At 42.9% G+C, this 2,181-nt stretch carries 3 protein-coding genes; 1 reads left to right on the forward strand and 2 read right to left on the reverse strand.

The annotated features are described in order from the left end of the window. The first annotated feature begins 222 nt into the window (after positions 1-222). On the forward strand, positions 223-546 hold the full coding sequence (locus tag O9332_RS27650; protein WP_002760454.1) for a HesB/IscA family protein: 324 nt from the start codon (positions 223-225) through the stop codon (positions 544-546). Here the strand turns inward: O9332_RS27650 and mraY are convergent, their stop codons facing one another. Both mraY and O9332_RS27660 read right to left on the reverse strand, forming a co-directional pair. Continuing rightward, on the reverse strand, positions 547-1,614 hold the full coding sequence (mraY, locus tag O9332_RS27655; protein ID WP_288028227.1) for a phospho-N-acetylmuramoyl-pentapeptide-transferase: 1,068 nt from the start codon (positions 1,612-1,614) through the stop codon (positions 547-549). A 45-nt stretch (positions 1,615-1,659) separates the two neighbouring features. Then, on the reverse strand, positions 1,660-1,923 hold the full coding sequence (locus O9332_RS27660) for a DUF3134 domain-containing protein (protein WP_002760451.1): 264 nt from the start codon (positions 1,921-1,923) through the stop codon (positions 1,660-1,662). Between the last annotated feature and the right edge of the window lie 258 nt (positions 1,924-2,181).

Consider the following 2,181-nt stretch of genomic DNA (forward strand, 5'->3'; position numbering starts at 1 on the left):
ACCTCTGCTCTTTCTTCTTCTTTAAGAGCTTTTTGTAAGTTTTTCTTTTCTTCTAAGTCTAGGAAATCTTTGGCTGGCATAAGTAGGATTTTTCTAAAATTACTATTTCTATTTTAGGTGGTTTAAGTGCGTTTTAGCTTATTTCTTAACATAAAGTTTGACAACAACTATGGTATAACTTCACAAGAACTTGATATTATTATTACAATAGTCTCAAAAACAATGATCGAATTAAGTCCCGCCGCCGCTAGAGAAATTGAACGTTGGAGTCAAAGCCGTTGTCTGACTGGTTCCTATCTGCGTTTGGCAGTAAAAAACGGTGGTTGTTCGGGACTTCACTATCATCTCGAATTAACCCCTATTGTGGCAGAAAACGATCGCTTTTATCAAAGTCAGGGTATTAATATTTTAGTCGATCCTGACAGCGATCGCTACCTACAAATTTTAAAATTAGACTATTCAGAAGATCTCATGGGTGGTGGTTTCCGTTTTACCAATGCCAACACCCAAAATACCTGCGGTTGTGGTCTTTCCTTTAGTGCTTAATTAACTACTCCAAATAGCCAAGACAACTAAAAGCGCATTAACCAGATAAAATGCTCCCACAATCTTGGTTTCCGTCCAACCACTTAATTCTAAATGATGATGAAAAGGAGCCATTTTTAATAATCTTTTGCCCTTGCCATCGGGTCCTTTTGTGGCTTTATAATAGATAACCTGAGCGATTACCGAAAGAGATTCCAGAAAGAACAGACCACTAATTAAAAATAATCCCCAGAGATGTCCAGTAATTAAACCCACCGCAGCTAAAGCACCTCCCAAAGCGAGGGAACCCGTATCACCCATGAACACTTTAGCGGGGTTGCGGTTATGAAAAATGAAGCCTAGACAAGCACCAGCAAAACAAGTGCAGAAAATCGCTAAATCCGGATGACTAGGGGCGATAATAAGACCTAAACCCAAAAATGCGATCGCACCAGTTCCCCCCGCTAATCCATCCACCCCATCGGTGAGATTAGTGGCGTTACTTTCAGCCACAAGGACAAATCCCGCCAAAATCCAGAAGAAAAAGCCCAAAGGAATGACTAATCGACCCCAAAGGGTGATATCGGTACTCACCTGATTGACCAACATCCAGAGGCAAAAAAGCACCGCCCCCGTTATCTGTAAAATTAACTTCATCTGGGGAGACAGGCCTTTATTCGACTTATAACGCAGAATTTGCCAATCATCTAACCAACCGATACCCATGTAAACAAAGGTCAGCAAAGCAACCGCCACCACATTAGGGGCGAATTTAGACCAGATTAAAGCGAAAATAAGGGCTACTGGCACAAAAAAGCTGCCTCCCATGGTCGGGGTTCCTGCTTTCTTTAAATGAGCCTGGGGTCCATCTTCGCGCATAATCTGACCCATTTTCAAGCGCCGCAGCATCGGCACCACTTGACAACCAAGACCAGCACTGATTAATGTTGTGGCCATCAGGGGGAGTAACAGGGAATTAGTGGACTGAAAAAAAACTACTAACAGAAATAGTAATCCCGTTAGTAGAATCAGGAGATGGGTTCCAGTGGGTTTTTTAAAGATAGGGGCGGAAAAAATGTTAGCGTTCACGACTAAAGCGCCAGATAAGGGTAAAATTTGCCAAAGAAGACGGGATTAATCTTCATCTAAGACTAATTCGTCCTCGTCGTCATCATAACCGATATCATCGACATCCATGAGTTCAGATAGTTCCACATCTTCTTCGAGAGTCAGATCCGGTTCGGCGATTTTATCCCGGGGAATCATGCGATTATTTTTTTCTAACCACTCGACAATGGAAGCGTCTTTTTTTAGGGGAATAACCGCGGCCGGTTCATAGCGGGGTTCTTGACGAATAGAAGGATTAAGCATAATTACTCGACGATTAGCAGCAATCATTTCGAGTTTACCATGTCTTTTAAGGCTCTGTTGACATCCTCGCCGCCGTAAAACGGACGGCGATTCCTCACCACGCCACTTTTTTAGGGTGGTCGCTGAATGGGGTTGACGCTTCACCGAAAAACGCTTAATTGCTTAAGTCTGACTCTTTCGACCCGTCCGTTTTGAGTGTCCGGATGCCGGACGGCCACTTTGAACAAGTCGAAAAAATCTAATGTTCAACCTTATTTCCTAGAAAGTTTTACTCGTTCAAGGCCG

This window comes from Microcystis sp. LE19-10.1B (assembly GCF_027530565.1).
GTDB classification, from domain to species: domain Bacteria; phylum Cyanobacteriota; class Cyanobacteriia; order Cyanobacteriales; family Microcystaceae; genus Microcystis; species Microcystis aeruginosa.